Here is a 14,596-nt window from a genome sequence, read left to right on the forward strand (position 1 = left end):
GAATTCGACGCGGCGAACGAGCGACTCGTTCGCCGCGCGAGGCGTCGAGTGCACGCGGGCAGGCTTCAGCCTGCCGCCGCCTTCGCCGGTACGGCCGCGCCGGGTTGCGCGGCCGTTTTTACGGGGGGCGATGTCTTTTGCGCGGCCGCCGTCTTCGGTTGCGCCGCGGCTGGCGGCGTCGCCACCGTCTTCTGCGGCGCCGCTTTCACCGGCGCATTCGGCGTCGCCTCGACCGGTGCGTCGGGCGGCACGCCGAGCAACTGCAGCGAGCCGCTCGTGACCGACGAGAATACCGGGCCGGCCACCGTGCCGCCGTAATAACCCTTGCCGCGCGGCTCGTCGATCATCACCGCGACGATCAGGCGCGGGTTGCTCATCGGCGCCATCCCCGCGAACAGCGCGCGGTACTTGCCCTTCGCATAGGTCGCGCCGACCTGCTTGCGCGCCGTGCCCGTCTTGCCGCCGATCCGGTAACCGTCGACGCGCGCGCGGCGCCCCGTGCCGCCTTCGCCCACGGCCGACTCGAGCATCGCGCGGATCGCGGCGGCCGTTTGCGGCGAGGTCACGCGATGGCCGCGATGGGCGTCGATCGTTTGCGGATCGGAGCCATTTTTCAGCAGCGACACCGGGTGCAGCGTGCCGTCGCCGGCATACGCGGTGTAGGTCTGCGCGATCTGCAGCAGCGACATCGACAGCCCGTAGCCGTACGCCATCGTCGCCTGCTCGATCGGCCGCCAGCGCTTGTAGCCGCGCAGGCGGCCCGACGCGACGCCCGGGAACGTCAGCTCCGGCGCGCGGCCGATCCCGTATTCCTGATACTTGTTCCAGATCGTTTCGGCGGGCAGGTTCAGCGCGAGTTTCGCGAGCGCGACGTTGCTCGACTTCTGCAGCGCCTGGGAGACGGTCAGCGATCCGTGGTTCGATGTGTCGTGGATCACGGCCGGGCCGATCTTGTAGGTGCCGGGAGACGTGTTGATGATCGTGTTCGGCGTGACCTTGCGTTCGTCGATCGACAGCGCGACCACGAGCGGCTTGATGGTCGAACCCGGTTCGAACGTGTCGACCACCGCGCGGTTGCGCAACTGCTGGCCCGTCAGCCGCGCGCGATCGTTCGGATCGAAGGTCGGGTAGTTCGCGAGCGCGAGGATTTCGCCGTTTTGCGCGTCGAGCACGACCACGCTGCCGGCCACCGCGTTGTTCTCGAGCACCGCAGCCTTGAGCTGGCTGAATGCGAGTTGCTGGATCCGCCGGTCGATCGTCAGTTCGATCGTCGCGCCGTGCTGCGCGGGCACGAGCGGACGCGTGTCGGACACGATGCGGCCCAGTCGGTCGCGGATGACCTCGCGCTGCCCGGAGGTGCCCGAGAGCCGCCCGTTCGCCGCGAGCTCGACACCTTCCTGGCCCTTGTCCTCGACGTTGGTGAAGCCGACCACGTGCGCGGCCGATTCGCCCTCCGGGTAGAAGCGTTTCGAGTCGGCGATCTGCGTGATGCCGTCGATATCGAGCTTGTCGAGCCGGCTCGCGGTGTCGGCGTCGATCTGGCGCTTGAGCAGCACGAACGTCCGATCGTTGCGCAGGCGGCGCTTCACTTCCGCGAGCGGCATGTCGAGCAGCTTCGCGATCTGCGGATAGTCGACTTCGGCGACCTGTTTCGGGTTCGCCCAGATTTCATAGGTCGACAGGCTGACCGCGAGGATCGCGCCGTTGCGGTCGACGATACGCCCGCGCATCGCGTCGAGCTCGATCGTGCGCTGATAGCGCTTCTGGCCTTGCCCGACATAGAAATCCTGGTTCGCGACCTGCACCCAGAACGCGCGTCCGATCAGCGCGGCGAATCCGAGGGACACCATGATCACGACCAGCTTCGAACGCCACATCGGCAGGCGCGACGCGAGCATCGGATGCTTGGTCGCGGCGGCGTACGGATCGGCGGGGTGGGTCTTCTTTTTCACGCTCATGCAAGGGCCGGGTCGGGCCGCCGGGCGGCGGCGAGTCAGTCTGAATAATGCAATTGTAATAAATGAGTAAACATCATGTGGGGAAAGTGTGTTTCGGCCCCGTAAAAGTTTCGTATGTCGCAGGGGTAAAGGCGAGGGCGCGGCGAAATGACGGTGGGTCCTTCGGTGCTGCCGAAGACCGGGGCGAGAGGAGTAAGCGCGCCGTTACCTGCTGCCGCGCGTCGATTAACCCGTCCCCGATTAATCCCGCGACAAGAAAATAAAAAGCGCCTCGACGAGAGGCGCCCTTATTGATGAATATCGAAATGAATATCGCGGAAACAGGAATTAATCCGGAAACTGCAGATGATTGCCCGTCAAAAATACCTGCCGTTATCGTGCGACGGAAATAAATTCATGATATTCCGGTTCGACGGTGGAGCGATCGATTGCCTGCAGGCGCCACGCGCCGTCCGGGTGCTCGCCGGCCAAGACCGCCGGGCCTTGTTCGCGCTGCGTCGCACTGAACGACAGGCCCTTCAACTGGCACACGGCATTCCCGCTGTCGGCCGCGCAGAGGGCCATCGCGCCTTCCACGTCGCGCACCTTGCCCCAGCTCGGAAGATCGATCCCCTGGTGTGCCTCGCGCGACCACAGCCCCTCGTCGGTGTCGACCCATAGCACCGCGAAGGAGTGACGGGTTGTGGACTCGCTGCCGTTAATCCGAATAGTGAGGCGCATTGGATCGTCTCCTGAAGAAAATCACACGTTCGACCGTTTTGGTTTGACCAGTCTAGATAGACTGCGGTGAAACGCAAGTGATAATCCGCAATAAATCTGAATTGCGCCTATAGGCGTTTCCCGATGAAACGACGTCTGACGATCCGCCGCGATCGTGACGTATCGCGCAAGCCCCCGCGCAGCATGAGCCGCGCGCCGCGACGAGACTCCGGCGTGTTCCGGACATGAGATGACCCCGAGAGGCCCGCGTCGAAGTGTCGCGCCGAAGCGAAGGCTCGGCGCGCACCGGCCGTCCTGCAATGGAAGCCTCCGATGCTGCGGATCCGCCGTTTCAACGATCTGACCGCCTGGTCGCCGCGACACACTCCGACATTCGCGTACAAATCGTCACACTTTCACGAAACTTTCAGGACAGACTTGTGCGCGATCGGGCCCCACACTTGGATTTTCCCGATCCTGCGCCGTGGACGCCCGTCCGTGGCAGGCCGCCGCCCTCTCGTGCCAGAGATGCGATCGACGCGATCGCGGGCCGCGGCCCGATCGGGATTGCCGGGGCGCGCGTCGGCCCCGGTTCGGCCGACAGCCGCGCGCCGCCCCGCGATCCGGGGCGGCCGCGCCGTCCGGCCGATTCTTCGAAGGAGACTATCGTGCTGATCTGGAAAACCGCGTTGTCGCTCAACTGGCGCACGAGCCTCGTGTCGCCCGCCAGCGCACCGGTCGCGGCGGCCAACGTCGGACGGCTGGTGCTCACCGGCGCCACCGGCTTCATCGGCAGCACCGTACTGACGGCGCTCGTCAACGCAGGGCTGCTCGAGCGCATCGTGTGCGTCGTGCGTGCGGAGAATCGCGGCCACGCGGTCGCGCGATTGCGTGAAGCGGCACTACGGGCCGGGCTCACGCCGTATTGGGCATCGCGTCTCGGCGACGCGAACGTCGCCGTCGGCGCGCTCGGCGACGTGTGGCAACGCACCGATGCGTCGCGTCTCGCCGGGGCGACGCACGTGATCCATTGCGCGGGCCATGCGTCGCCGGCCGACGGCGCGCATCTGCAGGCCGACATCGCCGATTCGCTGCGCTTTGCCAAGCGGTTCGCGCACGCGCCGCAGCTGCAGCGTTTCGTGTACGTCGGCACCGCCTACGCGCATGCGGGGCGCGGCGGGGTCGTGTACGAGGAGACGGCGGGCGCGTCGGGGAGCGATGCGGCGCAGGGCAATGGCGGGTTGCACGGCGCGGTGCTCGCGGCGGGCTACCTGCAGGCGAAGGCGGAAACGGAGCAGCGTCTGCGCGCGCTCGGGCTGCCGCTCGTCGTCGTGCGTCCGTCGCATGTCGTCGGTCACACGGTGCTCGGCACGCGGCCCGCACCGAATTCGTTCTGGACGTTCCGCGTCGCCCATGCCGCGCGGCGCTTCACCGCGCGGCCGATGACGCGCATCGACATCGTGTCGGTCGACGACGTCGCGCGCGCGACGATGCTGCTCGCCGTGAAGCCGACGCTGATGCACGACGTGTACCACGTGTCGGCCGGCGAGGACGCGCCGCAGGTCGCGCAGATCGTGCGCGCGATGGACGAGGCGGCCGGCATGACGGGTGCGCCGCGCTACGCGGCCTGCGCGCCGGCCGACCTGCCGCTCGTGGTGCGCGACGTGCTCGGGCGCTCGGATCCGGCGCTCGAACGCGTGATCGGCCGGGCGTTGCAGCGTTGCGCGGAGTTCGCGATGGTCGATCGCGTGTTCGACAATCGCCGCGTGCGCGACGAAATCGATTTCGAGCCGCTGCCGTTCATCGATTACGTCGAGGAATGCATGCGCACGTCGCGCGGTGTCGCGGTGACGGAACTGATGCGTGGCGCGCTGCACTGACGGCCCGCGCGATTCGGGGCCTGCCGGCGCCCGGCGCGCGGTTCGCCGCTGCGCGCGGCGGTTCGGGGACGGCAGACCCTACGATGTGCTGCCGAGTTCGATCAGCCGGTCGAGCGCCCGGTAGATGTCGTCCAGGCCGTCCGGGCCGAAACGTGCTTCGAGCTGACGATACTGCTCGTCGATACGCGGGCCGATTTCGGTCACCAGCTTCCTGCTTTGCGGCGTCAGGCTTACCAGCAGCCGGCGCTGATCTTCCTGCGCGCGCGTGCGCGTGATCAGCCCGTCGCGTTCCATCCGCTCCAGCACGCCCGTGAGGCTCGGGCTCAGGATGCAGCAGCGGCGTGCGATCTGTCCCGCCTCGAGCGCATACGTCGGCTCGCCGTCGAGCACGCGGATGATCCGCCATTGCTGTTCGGTCAGCGCGAATTCCTTGAGAATGGGGCGGAACAGGCCCATCAGCGTTTCGCGGGCCTCGAGCAGCAGCATGGCCAGGTTGCGATGGTCGAGCGTACGGTTCATCGGGGTGGTAGCGGTGCAAAGGACGGGGACGCATCAATCTTAACAGCCGACGGTGATGAATTTCGCGTATCAGGGTAATCGAGGTTGCGGGCATTCGATTGTTTACTTAAGATGTTAAGTATCGATGATGCGCCGCGACGCGCGGCAGGGGAATGACGCATGGAGCTGTCTTGCAGGACCGCCGCGGCGCCGCCGCTGCCGGTCGCGATCGGTACCGTCTACGGTGCGCTGCTCAACGAGCGCGCTGCACTTGCCGCGCTCGGCGACGCTGTGCACGCGCCGCCTTACGGCCGTCCGCCGCAGGCCCCGATCCTTTACATCAAACCGGCCAACACGCACGCGGCCGACGGCGCGGCCGTCGTGGTGCCGGCGGGCGTTGACGCGCTGGAGATCGGCGCATCGGTGGCCGTCGTGTTCTCGCGGCGCGCGACGCGCGTGCCAGCCGCGCATGCGCTCGACTACGTGCACGGCTTCACGCTCGCAAGCGACGTATCGGTCCCGCATCCCGATTACTACCGTCCGGCCGTGCGCTTCAAATGTCGCGACGGTTTCTGCCCGCTGGGCCCGACAATCGTGCCGGCCGCCGCGCTCGGCGACATCGACGCGATCGCCCTGACGGTGTGGATCGACGGCAGCACCGCGGTGTCCGCATCGACCGCCACGCTGATCCGCCCGGTGCGCGAGTTGATCGCCGACGTGACGGCGTTCATGTCGTTCGACGCGGGCGACGTGCTGCTGCTCGGCGTCGCCGGTGGCGCCCCGCGCGCCCGCGCGGGAAGCAGGGTCGAGATTACCGCTGCCGGCATCGGCACGTTGCGGCATACGCTGATCGCGGAGGACGCACGATGAAGACGGCGCGCGTGATCTACAACGGCGCACTGCATGCGGCCGAACCGGCCGGCGACGGTGCGATCCGCCTCGACACGGGGCGCATGCTTGCCGAGGAGGCGGTGACGTGGCTGCCGCCCGTCGCGCCGCGCACCACGTTCGCGCTCGGCCTCAATTACGCGGACCACGCGAAGGAACTCGCGTTCAACGCGCCGAGCGAGCCGCTGATCTTCCTGAAGGGACCGAATACGTTCATCGGCCATCGGTCGCGCACCGTGCGCCCGGCGGACGCGACACACATGCATTACGAGTGCGAGCTGGCCGTCGTGATCGGCAGCCCGGCGCGCAACGTGAGCCGCGCGCAGGCAATCGACTACGTCGCCGGCTACACGGTCGCGAACGACTACGCGATCCGCGATTACCTCGAAAACTACTACCGGCCGAACCTGCGCGTGAAGAACCGCGACACCTGCACGCCGCTCGGCCCGTGGTTCGTCAGCCGGGACGAGGTCGACGATGCCGGCGACCTCACGCTGCGCACGACGGTGAACGGCCGCGAGACGCAGCGCGGCAGCACGCGCGACATGATCTTCGACGTCCCCGCGCTGATCGAGCACATCAGCGGTTTCATGACCCTCTCGCCCGGCGACGTGATCCTGACCGGCACGCCGGAAGGGCTGGCCGACACGAAGCCGGGCGACGAGGTCGTGACCGAGATCGAAGGGATCGGCCGGCTCGTGAACACCATCGTCGGCGAAGCAGACTACTATCGCGCCGGCTGAGCCCGTCGCCCAAGGAGAGCACATGACCATCAAGCACTGGATCGACGGCCGCGAAGTGGCAAGCCGCGAGACCTTCACGACACTGAATCCCGCGACGGGCGACGTGATCACCGACGTCGCGTCGGGTGGCGAGGCCGAGGTCGACGCGGCCGTGCGCGCGGCGAAGGAAGCGTTCCCGAAATGGGCGAACACGCCCGCCAGGGAGCGCGCGAAGCTGATGCGCAAGCTCGGCGAGCTGATCGAGAAGAACGTGCCGATGCTCGCCGCGCTCGAGACGCAGGACACAGGCCTGCCGATCGCGCAGACGAGCAAGCAGCTGATTCCGCGCGCGTCCGAGAACTTCAACTTCTTCGCGGAAGTGTGCGTGCAGATGAACGGCCGCACGTATCCGGTCGACGACCAGATGCTGAACTACACGCTGTACCAGCCGGTGGGCGTGTGCGCGCTGGTGTCGCCGTGGAACGTGCCGTTCATGACCGCGACGTGGAAGACGGCACCGTGCCTCGCGCTCGGCAACACGGCCGTGCTGAAGATGTCGGAGCTGTCGCCGCTGACGGCCGACCAGCTCGGCCGGCTCGCGCTCGAGGCCGGCATTCCGCCGGGCGTGCTGAACGTCGTGCAAGGCTACGGCGCGACCGCCGGCGACGCGCTGGTGCGCCATCCGGACGTGCGCGCGGTGTCGTTTACGGGCGGCACGGTCACGGGCAAGCGCATCATGGAGCGCGCCGGCCTGAAGAAATATTCGATGGAGCTTGGCGGCAAGTCGCCGGTGCTGGTTTTCGACGATGCGGATTTCGACCGCGCGCTCGACGCGTCGCTGTTCACGATCTTCTCGATCAACGGCGAGCGGTGCACGGCGGGCTCGCGGATCTTCGTGCAGCGCACGATCTACGATCGCTTCGTGCAGGAATTCGCGCGCCGCGCGAACAACCTGGTGGTCGGCGACCCGTCCGATCCGGCGACGCAGCTCGGCGCGATGATCACGCGCCAGCACTGGGAGAAGGTGACCGGCTATATCCGGATCGGCGAGCAGGAAGGCGCGCATGTGGTGGCAGGCGGCGCGGACAAGCCGGCCGGTCTCGCCGATCATCTGCGCAACGGCAACTTCGTGCGCCCGACCGTGTTCGCGGACGTCGACAACCGGATGCGCATCGCGCAAGAGGAAATCTTCGGGCCGGTCGCGTGCCTGATTCCGTTCGAGAACGAGGAAGAAGGGCTGCGGCTTGCGAACGACACGTCGTACGGGCTCGCGTCGTACATCTGGACGCAGGACGTCGGCAAGGTGCATCGCCTCGCGCGCGGCATCGAGGCCGGGATGGTGTTCGTCAACAGCCAGAACGTGCGCGACCTGCGCCAGCCGTTCGGCGGTGTGAAGGAATCGGGCACCGGGCGCGAGGGCGGCGAGTACAGCTTCGAGGTGTTCGCGGAAATCAAGAACGTGTGCATCTTGATGGGTTCGCATCATATTCCCCGCTGGGGCGTGTAACGGGCGCGGGTCGTTGCGCCGCGGGAACGCGGCCGGAACGCCAGAACGATACGGAGACTTAACGATGGGCAAACTGTCCCTCGCCGCGAAGATCACGCACGTGCCGTCGATGTACCTGTCGGAGTTGCCCGGCCGGCATCATGGCTGCCGCGAAGCGGCGATCCGCGGCCATCGGTTGATCGGCGAGCGCTGCCGCGCGCTCGGCGTCGACACGATCGTCGTGTCGGACGTGCACTGGCTCGTGAACGCCGGCTATCACGTGAACTGCAACGCGCGGTTCGCGGGCACGTACACCAGCAACGAGCTGCCGCATTTCATCCGCGACATGCAGTACGCGTATCCGGGCAACCCGGCGCTCGGGCGCCTGATTGCCGAGACGGCCAGCGCGCGCGGTATCGCGACGCGCGCGCACGAAATCGACAGCCTCGAACTCGAATACGGCACGCTCGTGCCGATGCGCTACATGAACGGCGACCAGCACTTCAAGGTCGTGTCGATCGCGGGCTGGTGCATGTGGCACACGCTCGACGAAAGCAGGCGCTTCGGCGAGGCGCTGCTCGAGGCGATCGGCAAGAGCGACTCGAACGTCGCGTTCCTCGCGAGCGGTTCGCTGTCGCACCGCTTCAACGACAACGGCAGCCCTGAGGAGTCGATCCACGAGATCAGCCGCGAATTCTTTCGCCAGGTCGACCTGCGTGTAGTCGAGCTGTGGAAGCAGGGCGATTTCAGGACCTTCTGCGCGATGCTGCCCGAGTACAACACGCATTGCCACGGCGAAGGCGGCATGCACGACACCGCGATGCTGCTCGGCCTGCTCGGCTGGGATCGATACGACAAACCCGTCGAGATCGTCACCGACTATTTCGCGAGCTCGGGCACCGGGCAGATCAACGCGATCTTCCCGCTCGCCTGAGCGCCGCATCACCTGTCCGGAGTATTGCCATGCCACACATCGTCGTCGAGTACACCGCGAATATCCGCGACGACGCGCGCATCCCCGCGCTGCTGCACACGATCAACGCGACGCTCATCGCGCAGGGCGGCGTGTTTCCGACGGGCGGCATCCGCTCGCGCGCGATCGAGCTGCAGGATTACTGCGTCGCCGACGGCAGCGAAGACGACGCGTTCGTCCACGTGACGCTGAAGATCGGCGCGGGCCGCAGCGACGAGACGAAGAAGGCCGCGTGCGACGCGCTGTTCGACGCGATCAAGACGCATTTCGCGGAGCTGTATGCGAAGCGTTACCTTGCGTTGTCGATGGAGCTGACCGAGTTCAGTGAAAGCGGCTCGTACAAGCACAACAACATTCACGCCCGCTACAAGCGGGCCGGCTGAACCTCATTCCTCTCCGATCATGCTCGAACCTGCCATCATCGACCAGCTCGCGCGGCGTCTGCACGACGCGGAGCGCGAACGCAAGCAGATCCGCCAGATCTCGCTCGACCATCCCGACATCACGATCGACGACGCGTACGCCATCCAGCGCGCGTGGGTGACCCTCAAGCTCGCGGAAGGCCGCACGCTCAAGGGGCACAAGATCGGCCTCACGTCGAAGGCGATGCAGAACACGTCGCAGATCGACGAGCCCGATTACGGCGCGCTGCTCGACGACATGTTCTTCGACGACGGCGGCACGATTCCGACCGCGCGCTTCATCGTGCCGCGCGTGGAAGTCGAACTCGCGTTCGTGCTCGGCAAGCGGCTCACGGGCCCGGATTGCACGATCTTCGACGTGTACGACGCCGTGGATTACGTTGTGCCCGCGCTCGAGATCATCGACGCGCGCAGCCAGTCGATCGATCCCGATACGAAGCGGCCGCGCAAGGTGTTCGACACGATCGCCGACAACGCGGCGAACGCCGGCGTCGTGATTGGCGGCCGGCCGGTGCGGCCGCGGGACGTCGACCTGCGCTGGGTCGCGGCGATCATGTCGCGCAACGGCGTGGTCGAGGAAACGGGTGTCGCGGCGGGTGTGCTGAACCATCCGGCCAATGGCGTCGCATGGCTCGCCAATCGGCTGTCGCGCTTCGACGTCGCGCTGGAACCGGGGCAGATCGTGCTCGGCGGATCGTTTACGCGGCCGTGCGCGGCGCGTCCGGGCGACACGTTCAGCGTCGACTACGGCCCGCTCGGCACGATCCAGTGTCATTTCGAATGAGGTGAGCGAACGATGCGGATTCCGTCGAATGTCTTCAAGGCCGCGCTCGCGCGCGGCGACGCGCAGGTCGGGCTGTGGCTCGGCCTGGCGAGTCCGTACAGCGCCGAAGTGGTCGCGGGCGCCGGTTTCGACTGGCTGCTGATCGACGGCGAACATGCGCCGAACACGGTGCCGACCATACTCGCGCAGTTGCAGGCGATCGCGCCGTATCCGTCGCATCCGGTCGTGCGCGTGCCGTGGAACGATCCCGTGATCATCAAGCAGGTGCTCGATCTTGGCGCGCAGACCCTGCTCGTGCCGATGGTGCAGAGCGCCGACGAGGCGCGCGCGGCGGTGGCCGCGACGCGTTATCCGCCGCACGGCATTCGCGGGGTCGGCAGTGCATTGGCGCGTGCGTCGCGGTGGAACCGGGTTGGCGACTACCTGCATCGCGCGAACGACGAGATGGCGGTGCTCGTGCAGGTCGAGACGCGCGCCGGGCTCGATGCGATCGACGCGATTGCGCGAATCGACGGCGTCGACGGCGTATTCATCGGGCCGGCCGATCTCGCGGCCGACCTCGGACATCTCGGCAATCCCGCGCATCCGGACGTGCAGGCGGCGATCGACGGCGCGATCCGGGCGATCAAGGCGGCCGGGAAGGCACCGGGCATTCTCAGCGCGGACGAGGCCGCGGCGCGGCGGTATCTCGAAGCCGGTGCGCTGTTTGTCGCGGTGGGCGTCGATACGACGCTGCTGGCGAGAAGTGCGGAGCGGCTGGCGGCGCGGTTCAACGGGAAGAACGACGCGGCGCAAGAGGGCGCAGGGACGTATTGAGCCAGGCGGCGGCGCGCAGCGGACGTCGGCCCGGCGAGCGCTCGCTTGCCGTCATGCGCGGCCGTGCGCGAGGATGGCCGCGTCTATTCCGCCGCGAGCGGTCCCGCCTGCATGTATCTTCCCGGCGTCGTCCCCAGCGCACGCCGGAACATGTCGATGAACGCGCTGACGTTGTCGTATCCGAGATCGAGCGCGATCGTCGTCACCGGCACGCCGTCGGCGATTTTCTCGAGCGCCCGCAGCAGCCGGGCCTGCTGACGCCACTGCGCGAACGTCAGCCCGGTTTCCGCAACGAAGCGGCGGCTCATCGTTCGTGCGCCGATACCGGCCCATTCGGCCCATTCCTCCAGCCGCCGGTTGTCCGCCAGATCCGCGGCGAGCGCATCCGTGATCTTCACGAGCCGCGGATCCCGCGGCCGCACCAGCCCTAGCGCTTCGGCTTCCGATGCCGCGATTTCATCGAGAATCACGTCGGCGATTCGCGTTTGCGCGGCCGTCAACGCGGTATCGCCCCAGCTTGCCGCGCGTAGCACGGCTTCGCGCAGCAGCGGCGATGCGCGAATCGCGCGGGGCGTCGGCGGCAGCGCCGCGCAGCGCGCTTCGGCGACGAACGCCGACCAGCCGGAAATCGGCCCGAACGAGCGCAGCGAATGCCGGTAATGCGGCGGAATCCAGATCGCATGGATCGCCGGCACGACCCAGTCCTGGTCGTCGAGGCCGATCGTCACCAAGCCGCTCGACGCGCCCACGAGCTGGCCGCGCGCATGCGCGTGCGATGGCGTCACGCGTGGATCGCGTTGGGACAGGACGGCGGCGACGATGAACGGGCCGTCGTCGGACGTGACGAATCGGGCGGGCAGGAGCGGATCGGACATGGCCGGATATCGGTATCGATTGGCCGTTATACCGGAGATTGGCCGAAATCGCACGCCTACACTGCGTGCATCGACGTCAACCGGAGTGAGAGGCCATGCGAGCCGAACAGATTCTTCCCGACCACGCCGACCGGATCAAGGCCGGCGCAACGACGATCCGCAAGGGCACCGTGGGCGCGTTCCTCGTCAATGTGCGCGTGCTGACCGACCCGGGCGCATCGCCCGCCGAGCGCGCAACGGCCGAAGCCGATCTCGTCGACGCGTTGCCCGCGTTACGCGCGATCGGTTTGTTCGACCTGCTCGAGGTGCGCGACCCGGCGCTGCGCGCATGGATCGACGCACGGCCTGCAACGGCAGCCGCCCATGCGAGGAAATCGACATGAAGGCCGCAGTCGTGACGGGCGTCGGCGAGCGTCCCGCTTACATGACGTTCGACGCGCCGCGAGCAATGGCCGGCCATCGGCTGATCCGGGTGAGCGCATCCGCGCTGAGCCGACTCGCTCAGGGACGCGCGGCGGGCACGCATTATTCGGCCGGCACGGGCTATCCGTTCGTCGCCGGCGTGGATGGTGTCGGGTACGGCGATGACGGTCAGCGTGTGTACTTCTTCGGCGCGCCGGCGCCGTTCGGTGCAATGGCGGAGTGCACGATCGTGCCCGACGCGCTGTGCGTGCCATTGCCGGACGACCTCGACGACGTCACGGCCGCGGCGATCGCGATTCCGGGCATGTCCTCGTGGGCGGCGCTGACCGAACGCGCGCGGCTCGTGGCGGGCGAGACGGTGCTCGTCAACGGCGCGACGGGCACGTCCGGGCGGCTGGCCGTACGGATTGCGAAGCATCTCGGTGCGGCGAAGGTGATCGCTACGGGCCGCAACGCGGTCGCGCTGGACGCGTTGCTGAATGCCGGCGCGGACGCCGTCGTGTCGCTGCAGCAGGACGATGCGCATCTGGCGCGGACGCTCGAAGCGCATTTCCGCGCGGGCGTGGACGTCGTCCTCGATTATCTGTGGGGCACCAGTGCGCAGGCGCTGCTGATTGCCGCCGCGAAGGCGACGCCCGACGGCCGCCGGCTGCGCTTCGTGCAGATCGGCTCGATCGGCGGCGCGAACGTGGCGTTGCCCGGTGCCGTACTGCGCGCCACCGCGATCGAACTGATGGGTAGCGGGCTCGGCAGCGTGTCGCTGCCGCGTTTGCTGGCGTCGGTGCGCGGCGTGTTCGGCGCGACGCGAGCGGCGGGTCTCGCGATCGAGACGCGTATCGTGCCGCTTTCGGCGGTCGCCGAACACTGGGGCGATGCGGACAGCTCGGTGCGGCCGGTGTTCACGATGCGCAGCGACTGAGCGGCGATCGGCTCGATGCCTGGAACGGCGCGGGGCCACCCGCGGCAACGGCCGGCTGCCCGTGGTCATTGCTCATGGCATTGCGCGGCAGGTGGGCGGCCGACCGCCGCCCGCCTGCCCGGGCACCGGATCAGAACCGCTGCTGGATCCCCGCCGTCACGCCGACCTGCGTGGTGCCGTACCCGGCGAAATCGCGCGACACGCCGACCTTCTGGTCATGCTTCGCGATCGCGAACGCGCCGGCCGCGTAGAGCACCGTGCGCTTCGACAGCGCGTAGTTCGCGCGCATCGACACCAGCGTCGGATCCGCATCGCTGCCGCCCTTGACGTTCTGGTGATAGACAGCGGCGATCAGCGAGAACGCCGGCGTGAACTGGTACGATCCGCCGACCCAGTACGTGTCGCTCAACTGGTTCGCCGCCGTGGTGCGAAACGTGCGCTTGTAGTTGCGATAGCCGGCCATCGTCTTCAGGTTGCCGAAGTCGTAGCTCAAGCCCGCGTGGATGCCCTGGATATAGTTGACGGTATCGGCCGGCGTGACGCTGTCGGCCGCGCCGTTCTGCCGGTCGAACGTGAGCACCGCCGCGAACGGCCCCGTCTCGTAACCGAGCGCGAAGTCGTATTTCGAGCTGGTCTTCACGCTGCCCGGCACGTTGCCGAAGCCGTACATCGCACCGAACTTCACGCCGCTGAATTCCCCGTCGTAGCGCACCGTGTTCGACGAGCGCGTAAACATGCCGTCCTTGCGTCCACCCGTCGCCATCGACGACGTCGCCCACGAGTAGTTCTGCGCATAGCCCATCGGATCGAACGGCAGCATGTAGTCGTACGTGACGGTGTAGTTGCGGCCGAGCGTCAGCTCGCCCCATTTGCCCTTCAGGCCGACCGTCGCGCGGCGCGCGAAGATCGAGTCGGGGCCGTCGTCGAACCCACCGTTCGCGAGATCGATGCCGCTTTCGAGGCGGAACACGGCCTTCAGCCCGCCGCCGAGATCCTCGACGCCACGCAGGCCCCAGCGCGACGTGTTCTTGTTGCCCGACTTCAGCTTGACGGAGCTGCCGCCCTCCGGTGCCGCATGGTTCGTGTATTCGATGCCGGCATCCATGATCCCGTACATCGTGACCGACGACTGCGCGTGCACGGCGGGGGCCGCGATGCAGGCCGCGGCGGCCGAGCTGGTGAGGACTGCTGCGCGAAATTTCATTGACGGTGTCTCCTGATTTATTGTGAGTTGGGTGAAACGGTTTTGATGT

General features: G+C 67.4%; 15 protein-coding genes. 10 read left to right on the forward strand and 5 right to left on the reverse strand.

All coding sequences use genetic code 11. From position 1 onward, the window contains the following. Nucleotides 1–65: 65 nt before the first annotated feature. Both WS51_RS04505 and WS51_RS04510 read right to left on the reverse strand, forming a co-directional pair. Complete coding sequence (locus WS51_RS04505; protein WP_059507313.1) at nt 66–1,958, reverse strand: peptidoglycan D,D-transpeptidase FtsI family protein; 1,893 nt, start codon at nt 1,956–1,958, stop codon at nt 66–68. A gap of 372 nt (nt 1,959–2,330) precedes the next feature. Beyond that, entirely contained in the window at nt 2,331–2,678 is a 348-nt protein-coding gene (locus WS51_RS04510; RefSeq protein ID WP_059450168.1) for a DUF3564 family protein, read from the reverse strand. 647 nt (nt 2,679–3,325) lie between these two features. Here WS51_RS04510 and WS51_RS04515 point away from each other — a divergent pair. Next, nucleotides 3,326–4,537: an SDR family oxidoreductase gene (locus tag WS51_RS04515; protein WP_069229119.1), complete on the forward strand. Its 1,212-nt coding sequence runs from the start codon at nt 3,326–3,328 to the stop codon at nt 4,535–4,537. A 78-nt stretch (nt 4,538–4,615) separates the two neighbouring features. On the opposite strand, the gene hpaR is transcribed toward WS51_RS04515, so the two are convergent. Further along, nucleotides 4,616–5,056 (reverse strand): homoprotocatechuate degradation operon regulator HpaR, encoded by a 441-nt coding sequence (hpaR, locus tag WS51_RS04520; protein ID WP_059450170.1) that lies wholly within the window; start codon nt 5,054–5,056, stop codon nt 4,616–4,618. A gap of 159 nt (nt 5,057–5,215) precedes the next feature. On the opposite strand from hpaR, the gene WS51_RS04525 reads away from it, so the two are divergent. The 7 genes from WS51_RS04525 to hpaI all read left to right on the forward strand — a co-directional run bounded on the left by WS51_RS04525 (nt 5,216) and on the right by hpaI (nt 11,126). Beyond that, nucleotides 5,216–5,905: a fumarylacetoacetate hydrolase family protein gene (locus tag WS51_RS04525; protein ID WP_069228666.1), complete on the forward strand. Its 690-nt coding sequence runs from the start codon at nt 5,216–5,218 to the stop codon at nt 5,903–5,905. Beyond that, nucleotides 5,902–6,666, forward strand: coding sequence for a fumarylacetoacetate hydrolase family protein (locus tag WS51_RS04530; protein WP_069228667.1), 765 nt, complete (start codon nt 5,902–5,904; stop codon nt 6,664–6,666). The genes WS51_RS04525 and WS51_RS04530 overlap by 4 nt, the downstream gene beginning before the upstream one ends. Before the next feature lie 22 nt (nt 6,667–6,688). Beyond that, nucleotides 6,689–8,152, forward strand: coding sequence for a 5-carboxymethyl-2-hydroxymuconate semialdehyde dehydrogenase (gene hpaE, locus WS51_RS04535; protein ID WP_069228668.1), 1,464 nt, complete (start codon nt 6,689–6,691; stop codon nt 8,150–8,152). Nucleotides 8,153–8,216: 64 nt separating this feature from the next. Next, nucleotides 8,217–9,065: a 3,4-dihydroxyphenylacetate 2,3-dioxygenase gene (gene hpaD, locus WS51_RS04540; RefSeq protein WP_059507317.1), complete on the forward strand. Its 849-nt coding sequence runs from the start codon at nt 8,217–8,219 to the stop codon at nt 9,063–9,065. Nucleotides 9,066–9,094: 29 nt separating this feature from the next. After that, complete coding sequence (locus WS51_RS04545; protein ID WP_059507318.1) at nt 9,095–9,487, forward strand: 5-carboxymethyl-2-hydroxymuconate Delta-isomerase; 393 nt, start codon at nt 9,095–9,097, stop codon at nt 9,485–9,487. Between the two features lie 19 nt (nt 9,488–9,506). Then, a complete protein-coding gene (gene hpaH, locus WS51_RS04550) occupies nt 9,507–10,310 on the forward strand; it encodes a 2-oxo-hept-4-ene-1,7-dioate hydratase (protein WP_059793663.1) in 804 nt (267 codons plus the stop codon). A 12-nt stretch (nt 10,311–10,322) separates the two neighbouring features. Beyond that, nucleotides 10,323–11,126: a 4-hydroxy-2-oxoheptanedioate aldolase gene (gene hpaI / locus WS51_RS04555; protein WP_059847481.1), complete on the forward strand. Its 804-nt coding sequence runs from the start codon at nt 10,323–10,325 to the stop codon at nt 11,124–11,126. Nucleotides 11,127–11,209: 83 nt separating this feature from the next. Here the strand turns inward: hpaI and WS51_RS04560 are convergent, their stop codons facing one another. Continuing rightward, entirely contained in the window at nt 11,210–12,001 is a 792-nt protein-coding gene (locus WS51_RS04560; protein ID WP_059980579.1) for an AraC family transcriptional regulator, read from the reverse strand. 95 nt (nt 12,002–12,096) lie between these two features. Here WS51_RS04560 and WS51_RS04565 point away from each other — a divergent pair, with 95 nt between their 5' ends. Both WS51_RS04565 and WS51_RS04570 read left to right on the forward strand, forming a co-directional pair. Continuing rightward, nucleotides 12,097–12,384 carry a hypothetical protein gene (locus tag WS51_RS04565; protein ID WP_060024596.1) on the forward strand — a complete coding sequence of 96 codons (288 nt, stop codon included), beginning with the start codon at nt 12,097–12,099 and terminating at the stop codon, nt 12,382–12,384. Beyond that, the gene (locus WS51_RS04570) at nt 12,381–13,343 is read left to right on the forward strand and encodes a quinone oxidoreductase family protein (protein ID WP_059950817.1); all 963 of its coding nucleotides are present in this window, start codon (nt 12,381–12,383) and stop codon (nt 13,341–13,343) included. The genes WS51_RS04565 and WS51_RS04570 overlap by 4 nt, the downstream gene beginning before the upstream one ends. A 130-nt stretch (nt 13,344–13,473) precedes the next feature. On the opposite strand, the gene WS51_RS04575 is transcribed toward WS51_RS04570, so the two are convergent. Further along, complete coding sequence (locus WS51_RS04575) at nt 13,474–14,547, reverse strand: porin (RefSeq protein WP_069228669.1); 1,074 nt, start codon at nt 14,545–14,547, stop codon at nt 13,474–13,476. Between the last annotated feature and the right edge of the window lie 49 nt (nt 14,548–14,596).

The organism is Burkholderia territorii (assembly GCF_001718335.1).
In the GTDB taxonomy this organism is placed as follows: Bacteria; Pseudomonadota; Gammaproteobacteria; order Burkholderiales; family Burkholderiaceae; genus Burkholderia; species Burkholderia territorii.

What these genes read in the sequence shown, in the direction of transcription:
- WS51_RS04545 (WP_059507318.1), top strand. Translation starts at nt 9,095, where the DNA reads ATGCCACACATCGTCGTCGAGTACACCGCGAATATCCGCGACGACGCG.
- WS51_RS04525 (WP_069228666.1), top strand. Translation starts at nt 5,216, where the DNA reads ATGGAGCTGTCTTGCAGGACCGCCGCGGCGCCGCCGCTGCCGGTCGCG.
- hpaI (WP_059847481.1), top strand. Translation starts at nt 10,323, where the DNA reads ATGCGGATTCCGTCGAATGTCTTCAAGGCCGCGCTCGCGCGCGGCGAC.
- WS51_RS04575 (WP_069228669.1), bottom strand. Translation starts at nt 14,547, where the DNA reads ATGAAATTTCGCGCAGCAGTCCTCACCAGCTCGGCCGCCGCGGCCTGC.
- WS51_RS04565 (WP_060024596.1), top strand. Translation starts at nt 12,097, where the DNA reads ATGCGAGCCGAACAGATTCTTCCCGACCACGCCGACCGGATCAAGGCC.
- hpaD (WP_059507317.1), top strand. Translation starts at nt 8,217, where the DNA reads ATGGGCAAACTGTCCCTCGCCGCGAAGATCACGCACGTGCCGTCGATG.
- WS51_RS04510 (WP_059450168.1), bottom strand. Translation starts at nt 2,678, where the DNA reads ATGCGCCTCACTATTCGGATTAACGGCAGCGAGTCCACAACCCGTCAC.
- WS51_RS04530 (WP_069228667.1), top strand. Translation starts at nt 5,902, where the DNA reads ATGAAGACGGCGCGCGTGATCTACAACGGCGCACTGCATGCGGCCGAA.
- hpaR (WP_059450170.1), bottom strand. Translation starts at nt 5,056, where the DNA reads ATGAACCGTACGCTCGACCATCGCAACCTGGCCATGCTGCTGCTCGAG.
- hpaH (WP_059793663.1), top strand. Translation starts at nt 9,507, where the DNA reads ATGCTCGAACCTGCCATCATCGACCAGCTCGCGCGGCGTCTGCACGAC.
- WS51_RS04570 (WP_059950817.1), top strand. Translation starts at nt 12,381, where the DNA reads ATGAAGGCCGCAGTCGTGACGGGCGTCGGCGAGCGTCCCGCTTACATG.
- WS51_RS04560 (WP_059980579.1), bottom strand. Translation starts at nt 12,001, where the DNA reads ATGTCCGATCCGCTCCTGCCCGCCCGATTCGTCACGTCCGACGACGGC.
- hpaE (WP_069228668.1), top strand. Translation starts at nt 6,689, where the DNA reads ATGACCATCAAGCACTGGATCGACGGCCGCGAAGTGGCAAGCCGCGAG.
- WS51_RS04505 (WP_059507313.1), bottom strand. Translation starts at nt 1,958, where the DNA reads ATGAGCGTGAAAAAGAAGACCCACCCCGCCGATCCGTACGCCGCCGCG.